Annotated in this window: 15 protein-coding genes and 1 pseudogene; 10 read left to right on the forward strand and 6 right to left on the reverse strand. The window is 44.9% G+C overall.

The genetic code is table 11. The features are described from left to right. On the reverse strand, nt 1-1,644 hold a 1,644-nt coding region (locus tag ACRBG0_RS22975), incomplete at its 3' end, for a zinc metalloprotease (protein ID WP_431489187.1). 457 nt (nt 1,645-2,101) lie between these two features. After that, a pseudogene (gene pckA / locus ACRBG0_RS22980) lies at nt 2,102-3,674 on the reverse strand (phosphoenolpyruvate carboxykinase (ATP)); the annotation flags it as partial. 375 nt (nt 3,675-4,049) lie between these two features. On the opposite strand from pckA, the gene ACRBG0_RS22985 reads away from it, so the two are divergent. The 9 genes from ACRBG0_RS22985 to ACRBG0_RS23025 all read left to right on the forward strand — a co-directional run bounded on the left by ACRBG0_RS22985 (nt 4,050) and on the right by ACRBG0_RS23025 (nt 14,701). Then, entirely contained in the window at nt 4,050-5,546 is a 1,497-nt protein-coding gene (locus ACRBG0_RS22985; RefSeq protein WP_431489188.1) for a helix-turn-helix domain-containing protein, read from the forward strand. Nucleotides 5,547-5,675: 129 nt separating this feature from the next. Continuing rightward, nucleotides 5,676-6,230 (forward strand): RNA polymerase sigma factor, encoded by a 555-nt coding sequence (locus ACRBG0_RS22990; protein ID WP_431489189.1) that lies wholly within the window; start codon nt 5,676-5,678, stop codon nt 6,228-6,230. Between the two features lie 47 nt (nt 6,231-6,277). Then, the gene (locus tag ACRBG0_RS22995) at nt 6,278-7,189 is read left to right on the forward strand and encodes a hypothetical protein (protein WP_431489190.1); all 912 of its coding nucleotides are present in this window, start codon (nt 6,278-6,280) and stop codon (nt 7,187-7,189) included. Between the two features lie 99 nt (nt 7,190-7,288). Further along, a complete protein-coding gene (locus ACRBG0_RS23000; RefSeq protein WP_431489191.1) occupies nt 7,289-7,933 on the forward strand; it encodes a CatA-like O-acetyltransferase in 645 nt (214 codons plus the stop codon). Between the two features lie 248 nt (nt 7,934-8,181). Continuing rightward, nucleotides 8,182-8,922 carry a helix-hairpin-helix domain-containing protein gene (locus ACRBG0_RS23005; protein ID WP_431489192.1) on the forward strand — a complete coding sequence of 247 codons (741 nt, stop codon included), beginning with the start codon at nt 8,182-8,184 and terminating at the stop codon, nt 8,920-8,922. A 308-nt stretch (nt 8,923-9,230) separates the two neighbouring features. Next, nucleotides 9,231-9,539 (forward strand): isoamylase early set domain-containing protein, encoded by a 309-nt coding sequence (locus ACRBG0_RS23010; RefSeq protein WP_431489193.1) that lies wholly within the window; start codon nt 9,231-9,233, stop codon nt 9,537-9,539. Between the two features lie 124 nt (nt 9,540-9,663). Beyond that, complete coding sequence (gene glgB, locus ACRBG0_RS23015) at nt 9,664-11,610, forward strand: 1,4-alpha-glucan branching protein GlgB (protein WP_431489194.1); 1,947 nt, start codon at nt 9,664-9,666, stop codon at nt 11,608-11,610. Between the two features lie 92 nt (nt 11,611-11,702). After that, nucleotides 11,703-12,989, forward strand: coding sequence for an acetyl-CoA hydrolase/transferase family protein (locus ACRBG0_RS23020; RefSeq protein WP_431489195.1), 1,287 nt, complete (start codon nt 11,703-11,705; stop codon nt 12,987-12,989). Between the two features lie 188 nt (nt 12,990-13,177). Then, the gene (locus ACRBG0_RS23025; protein WP_431489196.1) at nt 13,178-14,701 is read left to right on the forward strand and encodes a bifunctional GNAT family N-acetyltransferase/carbon-nitrogen hydrolase family protein; all 1,524 of its coding nucleotides are present in this window, start codon (nt 13,178-13,180) and stop codon (nt 14,699-14,701) included. Here ACRBG0_RS23025 and ACRBG0_RS23030 read toward each other — a convergent pair. The 3 genes from ACRBG0_RS23030 to ACRBG0_RS23040 form a co-directional block, all read right to left on the reverse strand. Beyond that, complete coding sequence (locus tag ACRBG0_RS23030) at nt 14,698-16,614, reverse strand: AAA domain-containing protein (protein WP_431489197.1); 1,917 nt, start codon at nt 16,612-16,614, stop codon at nt 14,698-14,700. The genes ACRBG0_RS23025 and ACRBG0_RS23030 overlap by 4 nt on opposite strands. Nucleotides 16,615-16,928: 314 nt before the next feature. Beyond that, nucleotides 16,929-17,471, reverse strand: a complete 543-nt coding sequence (locus tag ACRBG0_RS23035; protein ID WP_431489198.1) for a hypothetical protein — start codon at nt 17,469-17,471, stop codon at nt 16,929-16,931. 80 nt (nt 17,472-17,551) lie between these two features. Then, nucleotides 17,552-18,283, reverse strand: a complete 732-nt coding sequence (locus ACRBG0_RS23040) for a hypothetical protein (protein ID WP_431489199.1) — start codon at nt 18,281-18,283, stop codon at nt 17,552-17,554. Between the two features lie 60 nt (nt 18,284-18,343). On the opposite strand from ACRBG0_RS23040, the gene ACRBG0_RS23045 reads away from it, so the two are divergent. Next, nucleotides 18,344-19,009 (forward strand): 4'-phosphopantetheinyl transferase family protein, encoded by a 666-nt coding sequence (locus ACRBG0_RS23045; protein WP_431489200.1) that lies wholly within the window; start codon nt 18,344-18,346, stop codon nt 19,007-19,009. Here the strand turns inward: ACRBG0_RS23045 and ACRBG0_RS23050 are convergent. Further along, a complete protein-coding gene (locus ACRBG0_RS23050) occupies nt 18,991-19,659 on the reverse strand; it encodes a metallophosphoesterase family protein (RefSeq protein ID WP_431489201.1) in 669 nt (222 codons plus the stop codon). The two genes, ACRBG0_RS23045 and ACRBG0_RS23050, sit on opposite strands and share 19 nt — an antisense overlap. Nucleotides 19,660-19,673: the final 14 nt, after the last annotated feature.

Consider the following 19,673-nt stretch of genomic DNA (forward strand, 5'->3'; position numbering starts at 1 on the left):
ACCACAATCAACACCAGTTTCGCTACCGTTCTGGATGCCATCATCACAGGTAGGACAAGCGGCACAGTCAGGGCCACCACAATCAACGCCAGTTTCGTTACCATTCTGGATGCCGTCATCACAGGTAGGACAAGCGGCACAGTCAGGGCCACCGCAGTCAACGCCAGTTTCGCTACCGTTTTGGATGCCGTCATCACAGGTAGGACAAGGAGCACAGTCAGGGCCGCCACAGTCAACACCAGTTTCGCTACCATTCTGGATGCCGTCTGTACATGTAGGAGCAGGGCCACCGCCCACACAGAAATTGGTTGTTTCACTGGATCCAAATGAGCCACCAGAAGCAACAGTACTGCCTCCGGTAGTAACGGAATAAGAACCATTACCGTAAGAACAGCAAATGCCATCTCCGTAAGCATCATTGATCGTAAAGTCATAACAACCATCAGGCAGACAATTTGTAATCGTAACGGTAGAACCATCAGCTTGGCTACCATAGGTGCCACCAGAGGCTACTACTGATCCACCACTATTGGTAATTGTCCAACTGGTTTCTTCAGGGTAATTATCTAAAGTAATCGAAACAATTACATCTGTACAAGGAGGGCAGGCAGCACAGTCGGGGCCACCACAGTCAACACCAGTTTCATTGCCATTTTGGATGCCATCCGAACAAGTTGGGGTAGGAGGAGCTCCACAAGCCGCTGAATTGAGTAAACTAGCGCGTGCACCACCTGGCTCAAAGAGTGCCCGCATACGGGTTTTCTGACCAGCAGTGTACAGGTTCATACAAGCATCGTCAGAGTAATCCATATAGTTCTGTACCATATCTGTAGAGCTACAAGAAACGTGGCCAGTAGCACAACCGTAATTGGCGGCATCAGAAGTAGGGGTGTCGCTTACGAAGTCATCAACACCACAGCCGCCATCACCCCAAATGTGGCGAAGATTTAGCCAGTGACCAACCTCGTGGGTGGCAGTACGGCCTAGGTCAAAAGGTGCAGTAGCAGTACCAATAGTTCCGAAATACTGGTAGTCCATAACAACTCCGTCAGTAGCTGGATCACCACCGGGGAACTGTGCATAACCCAGGATTCCTCCTGAGATGTCACAACTCCACATATTGAGGTAATCGGCGGCAGGCCAAGCATCTTTACCACCCGAAGAATTAAACTTCATGTTATCGTTGGTACTGAAAGCAGTAACAGATGTAGAGGTACGAGTGATACCGTTTGTAGCGTTTCCGTTGGGATCAACAGATGCGAGGCAGAACTCAATTTCCGTATCGGCAGCTTGTGACCAGGTGTTATCTGCATCACTATTGGTGCGGCGGAAATCTTCATTGAGGACATCAATTTGAGATTGTACTTGCGCATCACTGATGTTTTCAGTAGAGGTATTATAAACAACGTGTACGACTACAGGAATAGTGATGACACCATTTACTGCGCGAGCATCTGTGTTTTGAATGAAGTTACGCGTTTGCTCTTCAATCCGTTGAAGTTTAATCGCTCGTTTGGAATCATTTTCCATCTCCATTTCGAGATGCTCCATGGCTCCACAATTACGTTGTGCCGATAAAGAGGTAGTGAAGGTTAAAGCCAGGAGCAAGAGCGCTCCGCTTAGTGTAAAATAGACAGTTCTCATGTAAAGTTTTGTTTATACCAGAAAATATAGTTTGCTTACTAAGAGCTTGTTTGGTGTGGTCTGATTTGCCCATGTACCGAATACAGCAGGATAGCCGCAAAGTAAATTGGGATCGTACTAAGATTTCTTATTTACAACAGGGTAAACAGGATTGCCGATATACACAGTGCATCAGTCCAGTAAGAAAAGGAACAAGTATTTAATTTGGATAAACTGTAGGTTTAGTCTGGAAAACGGTAGGTGATAATGTATAAAATGCCACTTGTTCTAAACTCTGAATGCTAAGTAAGTTAAATATTTACATTTTACAAAACTAACAATGATATATTTGGCGTTTTGTGGCGGTTGTGAAATAAAAAAAGGAGGCTTTCTTGCGAAAACCTCCTTGAACTTATGTGTTTGTGATATTATAATCGCCAAGTTTATGCAACGGCGCTCTCATTGACTTTAGGAGCNNCCTGACTAGCGCCAGCTTTGTACTTTTCAAAGTTGGCAATAAACGCTTTTGCTAGCTTGTTGGCTTGCTTGTAAAATGCCTGATCATTATTCCAGGAAGCTTTAGGGCTGAGGATTTCGCTAGGAACATTAGGACATGAAGTAGGTAGCTTCATCCCGAAGATGGTGTGCGTACTGTACGTTACCTGGTCTAGGTCGCCGTTTAAGGCTGCGGTAATCATAGCACGGGTGTATTTAAGTTTTACCCGGCTACCAACACCGTAAGGACCGTTAGCCCAGCCAGTATTTACCAGCCATACATTGACTCCATGCTTTTGCATTTTCTCACTTAGCATATCAGCATACTTTCCAGGGTGCAAAGGAAGGAAAGGAGCGCCAAATCCAGCAGAGAAACTAGGTACTGGCTCATCAATACCTTCTTCTGTACCGGCTACCTTGGCCGTATAACCAGAGATAAAGAAGTAGGCAGCTTGCTCTGGAGATAGTTTTGAGATTGGAGGCAGTACACCGAAAGCATCACAGGTCAGGAAGAAAATGTTGGTAGGGTGGCCTGCTGCGGATACTTCAAGTGCATTATCGATGTGGTGAATCGGATAGCTTACACGCGTGTTTTGTGTAATGCTGCTGTCGCTGTAGTCTGGCTTACGAGTATTTGGGTAGAAGCCGATGTTTTCGAGGATGGCTCCATGGCGGATTGCCTCGTAGATGTCAGGCTCTTTTTCTGCTGTAAGGTCAATGGTTTTAGCGTAGCAACCACCTTCGAAATTGAAGACGCCTTCATCTGACCAACCATGTTCATCATCTCCGATAAGTTCACGGTTTGGATCAGCCGAGAGGGTCGTTTTACCTGTACCAGAAAGGCCGAAAAATATTGCTACATCTCCTTCTTTGCCAACGTTGGCAGAACAGTGCATACTTAGCACATTGCGTTGTTCTGGAAGAATGAAGTTAAGGACAGAGAAAATTCCTTTTTTGATTTCGCCGGTATAGCCCGTACCGCCTACGATTACACACTTGCGTGTGAAGTTGATGATCGCAAAGTTAGATTGGCGTGTGCCATCTACTTCAGGGTCGGCTAAAAAACCAGGGGCGTTGATGACGGTCCATTCTGGGGTGAAAGATTGGAATTCTTCTGCTGTTGGACGCAGGAACATGTTGTACACAAACATATTACTCCAAGGGTACTCATTCACTACACGCACAGGAAGTCGGTAGTTGGTGTCGGCACAGGCAAAAGCATCACGAACAAAGATTTCTCGGCCTGCAAAGTAATCTGTTATCTTATCATAAAGCTGGTCGAAGCCTTCCGCAGAAAAAGGCATGTTGATTTTATTCCAGTCAACATTATCCGCAGTAATATCATCTTTGACGATGAAACGATCCATTGGGGAACGGCCGGTAAACTTACCTGTATTAATTGCTAAAGCACCATTGTCTGCAATGATACCTTGCTCGCGAATAATAGTGGCTTCTTGCAAGAATTCTGGTGTTTCATTCCAATAGGCTTTCCGATAGTTGCGGATACCCAGGTCTTCCAGTTTTTCTTGTGGATTCTTGATACCAAATTGTAGCATAGCTTCGAATTTTTGCACGGTCGTTGACAAGATCAATGGCAAGCTTGTAATCTATCGACAGTGCGGACAGTTTGTGATTGTCAATTAGTTAGTGATAAATGGTGCCATTGCACAATAAGTATTACGTAGAAAAAACACTTTATTTTCGTGCTGTTTCTAAAAGGCTGCTAACAGGGTGCAAGTTATAGATTTATTTATTTTTAGAGAAATTTTCTCTAATTAATAAATTTTATCTGCTTGTTGTTTTTTCACCCGAGTTTAGCCTCCTTTTCGCTTAACAAAAGCTAAATTAGCGGGTATTAGCCCCGTATATGATGATAATTATCGCTGTAGCGAGGTGATAAAATTTAGAGAGCCCTGTAAAGAATTTCGTTCATGTTAAAAGAAGCTGCAATTGTAAAACTGATTTTTGGGCTTAAAGTCCAACATTTAAGGCAGGAGGCCGATCTATCTTATCAGCAATTATCAGATCGGACGGGGTTGGCTATTTCCTACTTGCATAGTATAGAGAAAGGGAAAAAATATCCCAAGTCGGACAAGATTATCACTTTAGCAGCTGCTTTAGAAACCGATTACGATTATTTAGTTTCGCTGGAGCCTAGTAAAAAATTACGACCGATTGTTGAATTACTCCGGTCAGATTTTTTGAAAATCTTCCCGTTAGAGACTTTTGGAATTTCCACGACTAAGTTGATTGAGTTGCTGCTACAGGCTCCTGAAAAAGTGAATGCCTTTATTAGTACTGTGATTAAAATCACCCGAAATTTTAATATGCAGGGAGAAGATTTCTACAAAGCAGCTCTTCGTTCTTATCAGGATTTACATGATAATTATTTTCCGGAAATAGAACAAGCAACTCAGGACTTTCGTCGGCAGTATCAATTGGCTGATGATCGTAAACTGGATATTCCGACTTTAGAACAGTTGTTACTAGAGGTTTATGATGTTAAAGTAGATCGTGTCTATTTGGCGAGTCATCCGACCTTAAAGCATTTGCGATCGGTTTTTCTACCGAAACAAGGAATTCTTTACCTCGGGCCTGATCTCAATTTTGCACAAGAGCGTTTTTTGTTGGCCAAGGAAATAGGCTTTCAGAATTTGAATGAAACAGAGCGCCCCTTAGAAACGCGAATGCTGGAGATCGAATCTTTTGAGAAGTTACTCAGTAACTTTCGGGCTTCTTATTTTTCTGTAGCCTTGTTATTGCCAGAACCGGTGATTGTTGGTTACTTGCAGGAAATGACGCGTTGGCAGCGTTGGCGTGGAGAGGAGGTGCTGCGCTGGTTGGCAGAAAGTGAGTTGACTTCAGAGATGTTACTACAGCGCATGGCCAATATCTTGCCCCATCATTTTGGGGTAAAACAGTTGTTTTTTCTCCGGTTTTTTACGGATCATGGTATGCAAAAGTATATTGTTACCAAGGAAATGCATTTGTCTCAGTTGCATGATCCTCATGCTAATCAGTTGGATGAGCACTATTGCCGGCGCTGGATCAGTATTCGTCTCATTCGGCGTTTGAAGGCTCAGCAAGGGCTAGAGGCTACCACCGCCGAACCTATTGTCGGCGCCCAAATTTCCCGTTACTGGGACACGCCCAATGCCTATTTTTGCCTGGCAATGGCCAAGCCTACCCGCGAGAATGCTGATAATAGCAGCAGTGTCACCATTGGGTTATTGCTCAATGATCAGCTGCGGGATACTTTTCCTTTTCTGGCCGACCCTGCCCTTGTTACCAAAGATGTGCATACGACTTGTGAGCGTTGTGCTATTCTGGATTGTGGTGCCCGGGCTGCCCCTCCGGTATTCCTTCAACGCCAACGCCGTAGGCAGTCTAGCAGAAAAGCATTAGCAGACATGCAAAAGACGCCCTAGAGATCAGCTGTATGATGCACTGGCTTACCTGCGCAATCCAACAATCCAGTACTCTAACAATCCAACTAACTCACAAATTCTCTTATTTTAGCCTCTTAATTGGTAACATCTTCACCAAAGCACGCATTAATGAGCAACTATGCAGCGGACGAAAGCCGTTTACAAACCCTAGCTACCGGAAGTGATTCTGCTTGGCGGGCACTGTATGATGACCTGCGGTCACCCTTTCGCTTGTTTTTTTTAAAGCACACGAGTTGGCCGCCGGAGCAGGTTAGCGCTTTGTACCAGGATGCCATGGTAGTCCTTCACCGTAAGGTAACCGATGGTAGTTTGGCAGCGCCTCTGCGCAGCAGTCTTAGGACATACTTATTTGGAGTAGGCAAAATGATCTATCGAAAACAAGGGGGGGCGAAAACCCAATGGGAAGAAGAAGTCCCGGAAGTCGCCATTCCACCAGGAGTAGAAGATCGGATAGCCCAGCGAGAGCAAGCCGCCTGGATACGCAGCCTACTCAATCGTATGGATGAAAAATGCCGTGATATTTTGCGCAAAGTTTATCTCCATAGCTATAGTATGGAAGCTATTGCGGAAGACCTGGGCTTGAGTGGCGCAGGAGCGGCCCGGAAGCGCAAATTTGACTGTTTACAGCGGATGCGTAAATTGATAAGTATAGAAGAAAACTAACCCTTCAAAATCAAAAAAGGTTTGAGATTTTGAATTATAACTAAGTGATGTTACCAAACGAATTACTCATGCAGCTGGAAGCCCTACGGGCCGGTAAGCTGAATGAAGACGAACACAAAAAGCTCCGATTAGCCCTGGATGAGTTGCCAAACGGAGAAGAAGAAACAAGGGCTTTTAACCAACTTTGGAACGCATGGGATGCGTTGCACTTCGAAGAACAAGGAGCAAAGTTTGCAGAAATGGATGTCGCTTGGCAAGCTACAGACGATACGGAACTAGCGGATTGGTACATAAAAGGGCAGCTATCAGAGGCCAACCAACAAGTGATAGAAACAAGGAAAGTCAATGATCCATCCTTCGCCAAACTCCTAGAGGAGCAGGTACAGTTAAATAGTGGTTTTCATGATTTAAAGGACGATGATTTTCGCCAAAAGCTTCGTAAATGGGAGAAAGACGAGAATAAGCCTACTGCTAAATTACATGGTCTACGATCCAATTGGAAGCGTTTGGGAGTTATTGCGGCTAGTGTCTTGGTGTTGATGGTTACAGGGGCCAATTGGTTTGCTCAGCAGAATTATTCCGACGAAGCCATTGTGACACGATTTTATAAACAACCTCCTTTAGGAAATACGATGGGCGCTGGAGCCGTCGAAGAAGATGCCTACCTGGATAGTTTTGCAGCTGCTCATAATTTACTTAAAGAACAAGATTTTGCAGAAGCTACTCGCCAGTTCGAAGCCTTAAACACACAATTGCCACCAGCTAGTTTCAAAGAGGACGACCTCAAGTATTACCAGGACAATCTGGATTGGAGCATCGTTTTAGCAAAAGTAGGAGAGGGGAGACCCGAAGCCGAGATCTATGCACGTCTGTTGCGAATTATTGGCGATCAGGAGCACACCTATTATAAAGAGGCTGTGGCTTTGCAAAAAGATTTGGGATCATTTTGGCGCTGGTAATGTTTGAGTTTCTGTACCGTTTATTTTAAGGACGTGAAGCAGCCTGTATCTCAATACGGATTTTGCTGAAAGCCTCACCAAGTTTGAAGAATTGCAACAATGAAAGTTATTACATTCAATAATCCTCATCGTCAAAAGCATTTCGATTTCTTTCGTAAAATGGATCAGCCCCACTTTAACCTGGTGGCTAATGTAGATATTACCCGTTTCCTGGCATTCGTAAAGAGGCAAAAACTTCCTTTTACACCATATATAGTATACCTGCTTTCTAAAGCGGCCAATGATATTCCAGCCTTTCGTTGGCGAATTCGAGGAGAGCAAGTTGTAGAACACCCTACTGTGCAACCTTCCTTTACCGTGCCAACAGAAGTATCGGAGGTTTTTAGTTTCTGTACGGTCGATTACGATCCTGCTGCTCCAGTATTCATCGAACGAGCGCTGGCAAGGATAGAACGAATGAAAACTGCGCCCGATTTTGAAGATGAACCCGGGCGTGATGATTACCTCTTTATGTCGGCTATCCCATGGGTAAGTTTTACAGGATTGAGCCACGCTATGCATTATTCGCCAGCGGATAGTGTGCCTCGCATTAGCTGGGGGAAGTATTTTACCCAAGAGAAAAAGGTGATGATGCCTTTAGCTGTACAGGCTCACCATGCTACAGTTGATGGCCGAGACATGGGGCGCTATTTTCAAAAAGTAGAAGAACTATTATTGAATGTAGAGCAGCTTTTTGGTCTTTAGAAAAAGTTTTTTGACTTTTTTTGTGAAAATTCCACTTGATACGAAAGTTTATTTCTTTCCCATTTTGCCTATCTGGATTTGGCGAGGTAATTGCAGGCCAATAATTATTCCGAATAAGAGGCTTACCGCCACTTAATCAACAAGGTTGGGCGGTGGAGTAGTTGATATTTATCATTGATAATCAGTTGACTATGTCCTATCTTTGTTATAAGTTTGCAACTTGGTGTAAAATAAACACTTTCTATTCAATGATTAAGAAGCAATATTCCAAATCAAAGCCTGTTTGTAAAGTCACTTTTTCACTGACTACCGATCAGGTTGGCAAGAAAGCCGAGGTTCGCGTCTTGGGTACATTTAATGACTGGAGCTGGGACAAAGGCTTGGTTTTAAGTGCCAAGAAAAAAGAGTACACAGCAGCTATTGAATTACCAGCAGGTGCTACCTATGAGTTCCGTTACCTGGTTAATGGACAAGATTGGTTCAATGATGAAGCTGCGGATGACTACCAAATTACTGAATTCTTCAGTCACAATTGTGTATTGGTTGTAGATGCGGTAGAGATCAAGAAAGCTCCTGCAAAGAAAGCTGCCCCTAAGGCAAAGGCTCCTACAAAGAAAGCGACTCCCGCTAAAAAAGCAGCTACTAAGGCTCCAGCAAAAGTAGCTCCTAAAGCAAAAGCTCCAGCTAAAAAAGTAGCTCCGGCAAAAAAAGCAACTCCTGCTAAAAAGACTGTCAAAGCTGACGATCTGAAGAAAATTGAAGGAGTAGGGCCAAAGATTGCTGGTCTTTTACAAGCTGACGGGATCAAAACTTTTGCAGATCTAGCAAAGGCTAAGCAACCTAAGCTACAGGCGATTCTTGAGGCTGCTGGTTCTCGTTACAAAATGCACAATCCTACGACCTGGCCTGAGCAAGCTAAACTAGCTGCTGCTGGAAAATGGGACGAGCTGAATAAGCTACAAGACGAGCTGAAAGGCGGTAAGCGCTAAGAGCTTGTTGGGGAATTTCATCTGGTGAAAAACAGATGGTTGAAATATTTAAGGGGAACAGCTTGATGCTTCCTGGTTTTCAAGGGTTTTCGAACCTGTCTTCGAACTAAAAACCTCACTTATAGCCCGCTAAGTTCGATTTTGACTTCTTCGTCAGAACCGTAAATCGTTGAACTCTGAGGAGGAACGACGATCAGCGAAGCTAAAATCAGTTCGCAAATTCCCCAACAAACGCTAATTTTTCTAAGCCATAATTATTCAATCCCATTGCCTGTTTTTTTTGAAATCCAGGCCTAAATTCGATACTCATGATTGCAAAGAAATTCTTGAAATCAAAGCCTGTATGTAAGGCCACTTTTTCGCTTCCTACAGAGGCCGTTGCAACCGCTAAGAAAGTGGTTCTGATTGGTGACTTTAACAACTGGGATACCGAAGCTGGTATTTCTATGAAGAAGCAAAAGAATGTTTTCAAAGCTACCTTAGAACTTGAAACGGGTAAGGAATATGAATTTCGTTACTTGTTGGACGGTGAAGTGTGGGAAAACGACTGGGCTGCTGACAAATATGTTGCTACTCCTTTTGGCGTAGAAAATAGCGTTGTAAGCACCCTGAACTAGATAAATAATTGGAAATATTATTTTCCATGATTGCAAAAGAAGCCTTTCCACTCCCCGGAAAGGCTTTTTTTATATCTTGTCCTTAGCTTTGTTATCTTAGCAGCTAGCGTTAAAAAAATAGTCCATGTCGAAAGTCGAAATTTTCAGTTTACTGACGGAATTTGATGTTAATCTGTTCAAAGCAGGGAAATATTTTCGTGCTTATGAAAAACTGGGTAGCCATTCTGTTGAAGTCGAGGGTACCTGGGGGTATTACTTTGCTGTTTGGGCACCGAGTGCACGAGCAGTATCCGTCGTTGGAGATTTCAACAAATGGAAGCGAGGGGCACATAAGCTATACCCTAGGCCTGATGGCTCAGGTATCTGGGAAGGGTTTATCCCGGATTTGAAAAAAGGACTTCTTTACAAATATGCCGTTGATGCTCCTGACGGGCGCCAGCTGGTGAAAGGTGATCCCTTTAGCTGGTTTTGGGAAGTCCCCCCAAATACGTCTAGTGTAACCTGGGATTTGTACTACGAATGGGAGGACAAGGACTGGATGAGCAAACGTCCAGCAAAAGCAGGACTAGATCAACCCTATAGTGTCTATGAGGCGCACTTGGGCTCATGGCGCAAGAAACCAGGAGCTACGGAAACCCTCAGTTATCGCGAGATGGCGGAAGAACTTCCCGCTTACCTGCAAGAAATGGGCTTTACGCACGTAGAATTTCTACCTGTTATGGAGCACCCTTATTTCCCAAGTTGGGGGTATCAGATAACGGGCTATTTTGCTACAACAAGCCGTTTTGGGACACCGCAGGATTTTATGTACTTGGTAGATAAACTTCACCAAGCGGGCATTGGCGTTATTCTGGATTGGGTACCTTCTCACTTTCCTACCGATGCTCATGGATTAGCTGATTTTGATGGTACACATCTCTATGATCACGCCGATCCACGCCAAGGTTTTCACCCTGATTGGAAAAGCAGTATTTTCAACTATGGCCGTAATGAGGTACGTTCCTTCCTGATCAGTAACGCATTGTTCTGGTTGGAGCATTTCCATATTGATGGCCTGAGGGTAGATGCTGTAGCTTCAATGCTTTACCTTGATTATAGCCGTGAAGACGGGCAATGGATTCCTAATAAATACGGAGGCAACGAAAACCTTGAGGCGATTGATTTTCTCCGGGAGTTTAATTCAACGGTCTATCAGGAATACCCTGATGTTATGACGATTGCAGAGGAGTCTACCGCTTGGGCAGGTGTGAGCCGGCCGGTATATACTGGTGGTTTAGGCTTTGGGCAAAAATGGATGATGGGCTGGATGCATGATACCTTGAATTACTTCAAGTTGGAACCGATTCACCGGCAGTTTCACCACAATCAGATCACTTTTAGCATGGTATACGGTTTTACCGAAAACTTCATGCTTCCACTTTCGCACGATGAAGTCGTGCATGGTAAAGGGCCGTTATTAGATCGTATGCCTGGTGATGAATGGCAACGCTTTGCGAATCTCCGGCTGTTGTTTGGATATATGTTTACTCACCCTGGTACTAAATTACTCTTCATGGGAGGAGAATTTGGGCAGAACAGTGAATGGAATATTGAAAAAGGGCTAGACTGGACCTTGTTGGAGAAAGCACATCACAAAGCCGTGAAAAGCTGGGTGGCTGATCTAAATGCGCTTTATACCAGCAGTACAGCATTGTACGAGCAGCAATTTTCACAAGAAGGTTTTGCCTGGATTAACCACGGTGACCATCAACGCAGCGTTCTATCTTACTTACGACGGGGTAAGAAAGAAGAAGATGTAATGGTTATCATCTGTAACTTTACACCAGTACCGCACGAAGGATTTCGAGTAGGAGTACCTTTGCCAGGAACCTATACAGAGGTATTAAACAGTAATGCAGCCAAATACCAGGGGACGGATCATTTGTTGAATTCCAAGCCTATCAAGGCAGATGAAAAGGAATGGGATAACCAGGAATACAGCATTGAGTTTAACCTTCCACCACTAGGTATAACTGTCTTTAGTGTTAAAGCTGGGAAAAAGAAAACCAAGAAAAAAGTAGCTGCAAAATAGCAGGTGATTTTTATCACCAGGAGGGCTTGAATTTCATCGCTGAAGCGATATAGGGAGGGTTTTACCTTCGCGGGTGAAACAAACAATGACTCATGTCTATTCCCTCAACGCTCAATATTACTACGGCTGCCGATGCCGTTGAACTCGTTAAATCTGGTGACCGTGTTTTCATTCAGGGTACGGCCATGACACCAACTGAATTGGTTGATGCCTTGTGTGACCGTTATCAGGAATTGAAGAATGTGGAGTTTATTCATATTCATACGGAAGGTGTCGCTAAATACGCGGAAGCACCTTATAATGAATCCTTCCAGACTAATAGTTGTTTTGTTGGTGGGAACGTACGTAAAAATGTAAACTCTCGAAGTGGGGGGTATATTCCGGTATTTCTGAGCGAGATACATTTGCTTTTCCGGCGTAATATTCTTCCACTTGATGTGGCGTTGATCCAGGTTTCACCTCCCGATAAACATGGTTATTGTTCGCTTGGTACCTCGGTAGATATAGCCCTGCCTGCTGTGCAGACCGCTAAAAAAGTCATTGCGCAAATCAACCCGCAAGTGCCTCGTACTCACGGGGATGGGATCATCCATGTCAGTGAAATCGACCAAGCCATCATGGTGGATCGGCCAATTATGCTGCACGAAGAGCGGCCAATGACAATGGTTGAAAAAAAGATCGGCTACTTTGTGTCTAGTTTGATTGAAAATGGGGCAACACTACAAATGGGTATTGGTAATATTCCCAATGCAGTTTTACTAAACCTCAATAATCACCAACGTCTTGGTGTTCATACAGAAATGTTCTCTGATGGCCTATTACCGTTAATTGAGCGTGGCATCGTGACGGGAGAAGAAAAGAAAATCAAAACCGGTAAAATTGTAACCTGTTTTGCTGTAGGCTCACAGAAACTCTATGATTTTGTAGACGACAATCCTTTTGTAGACTTTAAGGAAGCGGCCTTCACCAATGATACCGCTTTGATTAGGGCCAACCCAAAGGTCACGGCCATTAATAGTGCTATTGAGATAGATCTTACCGGTCAGATTTGTGCGGATACCATTGGCAAGTACCAGTTTTCTGGCGTAGGCGGCCAAATGGATTTCATGCGAGGTGCCACGCTTTCTGAAGGAGGAAAAGCGATCATTGCAATGCCTTCTATTACCAATAAAGGAATATCAAAGATTACAAGCTTTTTACAACCCGGTGCCGGCGTTACAACTACCCGTGCGCACGTTCATCACGTAGTTACGGAATATGGAGTTGTCGACCTGTTTGGTAAAAACCTGTTGCAGCGTGCTAAAGCACTGATCTCTATTGCTCACCCTGATCACCGTGAGAGATTGGAAAAGGAAGCTGCGGAGCGCTTTGGGCTTTAATATCGAGACTGTACCGCTTTAATATTACAACCTTAAAAGGTTTATTTTAAAGACTCATCTAGGAAGTTTTAATAAGGTTAATAAGACCAATCCAATTTGGATTTTTTTCAAGCATTAATGGTAAGAAGGATATACCTTTGCGCGCTATTTGGTGTTTTATTTATTACCTTTTATCTATAACAAGAAAGATGAGCACAGAGATTGAGAATATTGAATTACAGTTCCTTAGCCTTGATGATTACCAAGAGCTCAAGGAGGCTATGATTGAAGCCTATAGTTCTCTTGAGAATAGTTATTGGCACGAAGAACAACTGGCACGGTTAATCAATCTTTTTCCTGAAGGGCAGGTGGTTATAAAAATAAATGGGCAATTGGCAGGCTGCGCCTTGTCGATTATTCTGGATTATAAAGACTTCGAAGATCATCATACCTACGCTGATGTAACAGCAGGTTCTACCTTCACAACCCACGACCCCAACGGAGACCGGCTTTATGGTATTGATGTGTTTATCAAGCCAAGTTTCCGAGGTTTGCGTTTAGGGCGCCGTTTGTATGATTATCGTAAAGAACTGTGTGAGCGGCTAAACTTGAAAGGTATTGCTTTTGGTGGGCGTATGCCCAATTATCATACGCATTCCGGAGAGCTTTCTCCCAAAGAGTACATTGCTTGTGTCAAGCGTAAAGAAATCAATGACCCGGTACTTAATTTTCAGATCGCCAATGATTTTCACCCTGCAAAAATTCTTAAAGGCTACCTCAAAGGTGACCACAATAGTGGAGAGTTTGCGGTATTGATGGAGTGGGACAATATTTATTATGAGAAACCAAGAGAGAAGGCATCCTCTCAGAAAACGGTCGTACGTTTAGGGTTGGTACAGTGGCAGATGCGCCGCTATCACAACCGGAAAGAACTGATGGAACAGGCCGAGTTTTTTATTGATGCTCTGACCACCTATCGAGCAGATTTTGCTTTGTTTCCAGAGTTTTTTAATGCTCCGCTGATGGCGGAGAATAATCATCTCTCTGAACCAGATGCTATTCGTGAATTGGCTATGCACACAGAGCCGATTGTGAAGCAGTTTTCGGAATTGGCGATCTCCTACAATATCAATATCATCACTGGTAGTATGCCGGAGGTACGAGATGAGCTCCTTTATAATGTGGGCTATTTGTGTCGCCGTGATGGTAGTGTAGAACGTTACGAAAAGCTCCATGTAACGCCTGATGAGGCAAAGGTTTGGGGTATGCAAGGAGGAAGGGTGCTGAAGACTTTTGATACCGATTGCGGTAAGATTGGCATTTTGATTTGTTATGACTCAGAGTTTCCCGAACTGAGTCGTCTGTTGGCGGATGAAGGCATGGATATCCTTTTCGTGCCCTTCCTGACCGATACGCAAAACGGTTACTCGCGGGTGCGTAATTGTGCCCAAGCCAGGGCCATCGAGAATGAATGTTATGTTGCTATTGCCGGAAGTGTTGGCAACCTGCCAAAGGTGCATAACATGGATATTCAATATGCGCAGTCGATGGTGTTTACACCTTGCGATTTTGCTTTTCCTTCCAATGGTATCAAAGCCGAAGCGACGCCCAATACGGAGATGATTCTGCTTGCGGATGTGGACTTGGGGCTGCTGCGGGAGCTTAACAAGTTTGGTAGTGTGCGAAATTTGAAGGACCGCCGTAAGGACCTGTTTCGTTTAGAGAAACGCTAAGCCATAAATTCCCAAGCAGTACGGTAAGTGCCGTGTGTTTCACAATATTCTAGAAAAGCAGAATAAAAGTCATCGTTGCCGATAGTAGCACTGTCGCCAACGATGACTAGTTTGTGGCGTGCCCGAGTCATGGCCACATTCATACGGCGATAATCTTTGAGGAAGCCAATTTCTGTTTTTGAGTTGGAACGAACCAGGCTGATGTAGACTACGTCACGTTCTTGCCCTTGGAAGCCGTCGATGGTGTTGATGGTAATAGGAACGTTTGCCAGCCGCTCATCGTTTTTAACGGCTTTTTTCATCATCATGACTTGCTCGCGGTAAGGAGAGATGAGAGCTATACTGGGGAGTGGCAAAATTTCGTGAGCGTAACAATGTTCAAGCAGAGTATAGAGATGTTCGCATAGGATTTGAAATTCCCCCTCATTGTAGCGGCTTTGATAAGCATCTTGCACTTGTTCCTGAAAGTCGGTGCCAGCGGTGTCGATAAAGATGACGGGAGGCTCGGGGTCTTTTAGCAGCGTTTGTTGTGCTACCTGAGGAGCGGCTAGTAATTGCCCATCATAGAACTGCTGATTTGAGAAGTTCATGATGGTTTCGTGCATACGATACTGGGTTCGAAGCAAGCTGGTATGCGCCTGTCGGCGAAGGGCTTTTTCGATGAGTGTGATTTCCAGTCCACCACGGCGAGCCTCGTGGCTTTTGATGGTAGGAGGAAGCTGAAAAGGGTCGCCGGTGAGCACGACCCTCGCGCCCCGAATGATCGGTATCCAGGTAGCAGGTTCAAGGGCTTGTGCGGCTTCGTCGATGACTACGGTACGGAAGGTGCGATTGCCCAATACATTATTGGCTGCACCAACCAAGGTACACGTGATCACTTGAGCGCCATCGATCAAGTTGTCCAACAGGCGTTGTTCCAGCTGGTTGGCCCAACCGTTTATTTCTCCGGCTTCGCGAAACATCTGGCCTCTGCTCTGGCGTTGTTCGGCCCCAAATTTACGTTTAAACTGCTTGGCTTTACGGCGCAATTCGGCAGCTTCAATCTTTAGTTTCTTGATTTGTTTACTATCGGGGTGATGGGCGATTTGATAGTCGAGGGTTTGGTGGAGAACCTCTTCGTCTACTCGGCTGAGGTTCCCGATACGAACTACATTGAGGCCTTCCTTGGCAAGGCGCTCCGTAAGTAAATCAACAGCCGTATTACTAGGTGCCGTAACCAAAACGGTAGCCTCAGCTTGTAGCAATTGTTTGACAACCTGCACGAGGGTTGTGGTTTTGCCCGTACCCGGAGGGCCGTGCACAACAGTGAGTTCGAAAGAGCCAATGACATCTCTAAGGGCAGCATTCTGAGAGTCGTTGAGCTGTTCGCTGCGAAGAAATTCATTGACTTCTCGATATTGGGCTTGTGTTCTGCCGAGGATCACATCACGCAACTCTGCCAGGCGATTTCCGCGCGCCTCGATGACGTGTTTGACGGCCTTTTCCATCTCTCGATAAGTACGGTCATCGAAGAGTAGGTCTACACCAATGAGGCCTAAGCCCAGCCACTCCGGTAAGTCGGAGGAGTTGAGGACAATCTTCATCCGGGCCCGATCCGTAAATTGGATGATACCACTCTGTTCGGGTTTATGAACGGAAGGTTGCTTGGTGAATAGACTGACCGTTTTACCTGCCCGAAACTGATCCGGAGTGTGTGGAAGTGGCCGTTCAATGATGACATAAGCCCGATTGCCAATGGTGTAACCGGATTTGGTGACCGTGACCCCGCCGTACCAGGAATAACCCTCTTTGACGCGCTTTTCCAACGGTAGGCTTTGGATCTTTTTTCGGTGGTATTCCAGATCAGCTGCCTTTTCCAGCGCGAGTAATTTCTGAAGTTCCTGTAATTCGGCAGTGATGGCAGCGGGTGTCAAATGGAAGCGTTTTTTGATGAAGCGCTGGACTTTGCAAAAGTATGTAGAAAGATGCGGGCTGCTTCGCGCCCTCGGGGTAAAGGGTAGTAAAAGATTAGGCACTATTCCCAACTTCGATTAAAAAAGCCGATGTTGGAAAATTTATAAGACGTTTCTACTAGCCTTTATTAAAGTCTCTCTACGCTTTACTCAAAGTGGCGATGCAATCGCCTCGCATCCCTTTACAAATTCGGCAAGATGCCGAAAGTCCAGCTAAGCGCTGCAAAGATAATATTCTTGTGTGTAGTGTTCTGAAAAAGCGCTAACATCAACCATTATTTAACGAATAGTGCTTCTACTTTCACCTCGACATTATCAAAGCCGTAAGCGACATTTAAGTTGCCTTGGATAAACCAGCTTCCATCGGGTTGTTTCTCTCCTTGAAGGCAACCGGAATTGATTGTTTTAAATTCGGTTTCGCCGCAATAGCATATTCTTCGATAATGTGTCTTCATGCCTGTCAGTTCATTGTCCTCAACAGAGAAACTGTTTTGAGATTCGTCTAGTTCAAAGACTAATATACTGGTGAATTCGTCATCTATAGCGGCCGCACTCCCTTCCGTGTCATTGATCATCTGAAAGACATTTTGGTCGCCACCGGATCGTCCTTCTTGCTCATCGGTATTGACTTTAGATTGAGGAGTGACGCTGAAGGTACATTGATAGTTGTCAAGGCAGGCGTTGGTAATCACATCGGCTTCGTTAGCATCAAGGCAGGTGAAATTACAGTCGTCACAAGTAGGGATGGTTATCGTTTTATCATCACAGCTAAATAGGAGGAAAGTGGCGAGAGAGATTGCAAAAATTATGGCTTTCATAACTTTAGTTTAATGGCGTTATTGGTTTGGTGTGTTAGACGGGAAGGATGCTCCGAATGGTTGGCCTAATATGCCGTTTATTACCAACGATACTGTGTAGCGAGCATAACCCCGATGGTTTCAGTGATCAACAGCTTATTTCCTGAAAATCTTCTACTAACCAGTAAAGGCCAATTCATGCGGGTGTCTAGTTCGGAGTAGTAGATACTCAACTTAATATTCCAGTGTTTTGCAATATACAATCGTAAGCCGGTATTGATTTCCCAACCCTGACTTAACTTTCCTCCGCCATTTAATTCTGTATACACGGGCACATCTACATCAGGATCAAAATCGCGTTGAGCGATGTACCTCAAATTATCCGGAATTACCAGTAGGTAGTGTGCCCCAAAAAAGGGAGAGCAGCGGTAGGTAGGCATCACCTCCAATTGAAAACCAGTGGCGAGTTGCCAGTGGTCGTAACTGATTTGTTCGGTGAAGTTGCCCCCGAACCGATTGCTACCAATATCTAGGTTGTCTCCAGTATGTTCTATAGGTTCGTAGCCAAAGCGAAGCTGTAGCTGTAGAAAAGGAAGTTCCTCAAACGGCTGACAGGAAATCGCTATTCCCAAGAGTCCTTTGCGTCGAAGATTGGGAATAAGGTCCGCCGCTTTGAACGTGTAAATTGAGTGAGGAGAGGCATCTCGCTGAGCGAAAATGCCCAGCTGGATGTTATTTCGCTGGAGAAAATTTCGTAAAGAAGGCTCTGTTGTGGATATTTGTTGAGCTGGTAGTACCAATGGAAATAAGCAAATCAGAATAAATAAGCGCATGATGTTTATTGAATTTTGAGAGTATGGACTAAAATAAGCAAAAACATTTACCTTTATTCCATGCCTTTACTTCGCCACGATATTCTTATTCCTGAAGCTGAACTTGGTATTTGGGAGATCGATGAACCTGAGCATTGGTTTATGGAAGAACTGTTGCTTTACCCACTGGAATTACGTCAATTAGGCGAACTAAAAGGTCGCCGTCGGACGGAATGGCTGGCTGCCCGCCAGTTGGTTCATAAGATGTCTGGCCGTGTGAAGCGTGCCGCCTTCGTGAAGGACGAACATGGCAAACCACGTTTAGAAGGTTCGGATTGGCATATTTCGATTTCTCATTCTCACGGTTTGGCAGCAGCAATAGCGGCACCCGTGCTTTGTGGTATTGATATTCAGTTTATGGTGCCCAAGATTACGCGCTTGGCGCACAAGTTTTTGTGCCCACTTGAAGCAGCAAGTATTCGCCCGGAATATCAGTTGGATCAGCTGCATTTTTACTGGGGAGCCAAAGAAGCACTTTACAAAGCCCACGGCCGCAGGCAGCTTGATTTTATTGATCACATCAAAGTGGAACCTTTCGTTTACGAAGCTGTTAAAGGGCAAACAACCGGGAAGGTCGTGAAAGACGATGAGGAGTTGGATTTCGACGTTTTCTACGAGCGCTCTGAAGAAGGGTATATGCTGGTATGGGTGATGGCGATTGGTGAAACCTACCCAATAAACTCCTGAAAAGTCAATTTTCGCTCCGTCAGTTCGAGTGTGCACAGTTTGCCCAGGCCATCGATGTGAGTGAAGGCACAGCCGTTGTCGATGAAGATGTCGGGCGTGGTATCGGCGGCCTGCAGGTAAAGTTTTATAGCCTCCGTTTTAATGGGCGTGTGACCATGGACGACGATGCGGCCATTGAGCCACTGTCGGTCGATATTGGCGCGCCAGTTGCGGAGCCAAAGCATGGCATGATAATCACTGAGTGGGTTGGTGGTATTGAAGTTGAGGCCAGCATGAACAAGGATGTATCCATCGACTTCAAAATAGTAGTCGAGCTGGTTCATCCATTTGATATATTTAGAGGGGATATTTTTAGCATGAGATACCCCAAAGCTATTCAGTAAGTGGTGGTCACCACGATCACGGAAAGAAGAGCGGTCGTTATATAAGTCGAGTAACATCTGTTCGTGATTACCGCGAAGACAATAGACGGGGTATCCAGATTCCTGAAGGTGCCAGATAAAATCAATGACGCCCTTGCTATCAGGGCCGCGGTCGATATAGTCGCCTAGCAGATAGAGTTCATCGTCGGGAGTAAGCCCGATTTTGCTGATCAATGCCTCGAAAGTGAGGCGACAGCCGTGGAGATCAGAGATGGCAAATTTTCGCAAATTGTAGTTGTAGT

The organism is Lewinella sp. (genome assembly GCF_050633125.1).
Lineage (GTDB): Bacteria > Bacteroidota > Bacteroidia > Chitinophagales > Saprospiraceae > Lewinella.

What these genes read in the sequence shown, in the direction of transcription:
- ACRBG0_RS23045 (WP_431489200.1), top strand. Translation starts at nt 18,344, where the DNA reads ATGCCTTTACTTCGCCACGATATTCTTATTCCTGAAGCTGAACTTGGT.
- ACRBG0_RS23035 (WP_431489198.1), bottom strand. Translation starts at nt 17,471, where the DNA reads ATGAAAGCCATAATTTTTGCAATCTCTCTCGCCACTTTCCTCCTATTT.
- ACRBG0_RS22990 (WP_431489189.1), top strand. Translation starts at nt 5,676, where the DNA reads ATGAGCAACTATGCAGCGGACGAAAGCCGTTTACAAACCCTAGCTACC.
- ACRBG0_RS23000 (WP_431489191.1), top strand. Translation starts at nt 7,289, where the DNA reads ATGAAAGTTATTACATTCAATAATCCTCATCGTCAAAAGCATTTCGAT.
- glgB (WP_431489194.1), top strand. Translation starts at nt 9,664, where the DNA reads ATGTCGAAAGTCGAAATTTTCAGTTTACTGACGGAATTTGATGTTAAT.
- ACRBG0_RS23040 (WP_431489199.1), bottom strand. Translation starts at nt 18,283, where the DNA reads ATGCGCTTATTTATTCTGATTTGCTTATTTCCATTGGTACTACCAGCT.
- ACRBG0_RS23010 (WP_431489193.1), top strand. Translation starts at nt 9,231, where the DNA reads ATGATTGCAAAGAAATTCTTGAAATCAAAGCCTGTATGTAAGGCCACT.
- ACRBG0_RS23005 (WP_431489192.1), top strand. Translation starts at nt 8,182, where the DNA reads ATGATTAAGAAGCAATATTCCAAATCAAAGCCTGTTTGTAAAGTCACT.
- ACRBG0_RS23025 (WP_431489196.1), top strand. Translation starts at nt 13,178, where the DNA reads ATGAGCACAGAGATTGAGAATATTGAATTACAGTTCCTTAGCCTTGAT.
- ACRBG0_RS23020 (WP_431489195.1), top strand. Translation starts at nt 11,703, where the DNA reads ATGTCTATTCCCTCAACGCTCAATATTACTACGGCTGCCGATGCCGTT.
- ACRBG0_RS22995 (WP_431489190.1), top strand. Translation starts at nt 6,278, where the DNA reads ATGTTACCAAACGAATTACTCATGCAGCTGGAAGCCCTACGGGCCGGT.
- ACRBG0_RS22985 (WP_431489188.1), top strand. Translation starts at nt 4,050, where the DNA reads ATGTTAAAAGAAGCTGCAATTGTAAAACTGATTTTTGGGCTTAAAGTC.